Here is a 505-nt window from a genome sequence, read left to right as displayed (position 1 = left end):
AAAACAAATGGCAACAACATGTAAGAAACTCAATCCCGAATACACACCGATAATATCTGATATTTGCAAGAAAAAAAATAATATAATAGATATAGCCAGAGAACTAATGAACATTTTTGAATCAGTAATATTCAACCAAATCCAAACTCACAAACTGGCTCTCGAACCCGAATTATATGAGTTTGTAAAGAAAGAACAAGAAAGAATTGATCGTATTATTGATGCAAAGTAATATTTCCATTTTCAAAAAGACAGTAGTAAGTCAAAACTAAGATATTCAGTTCTTAGATTATTTAAGTGAAAGGTAAATAAGACAATAGATAGATTATAATGAAAGAAGATATTGAAATAATGATGTTTGGAGGTAAATATGAAAATTGGTAGATATTATATCTTTACTTCACAATAAATGAATTAGAATATAATCAACTACTTACAGTAAATCTATAACTCTTACAACCAAAAATTTTCTATTTCCTATATAGAGAATATAAAAAAGAAAAGT

General features: G+C 25.9%; 1 pseudogene. It reads left to right on the top strand.

Annotated features, from left to right (window positions below):
* Positions 1 to 232, top strand: a pseudogene (locus BACFIN_RS00125) (hypothetical protein); the annotation flags it as partial.
* Between the last annotated feature and the right edge of the window lie 273 nt (positions 233 to 505).

The sequence above is a fragment of the Bacteroides finegoldii DSM 17565 genome, from assembly GCF_000156195.1.
Classification (GTDB): Bacteria; Bacteroidota; Bacteroidia; order Bacteroidales; family Bacteroidaceae; genus Bacteroides; species Bacteroides finegoldii.
Note: the sequence above shows the minus strand (reverse complement) of the source record. Positions and strands in the feature narration are given on the sequence as shown.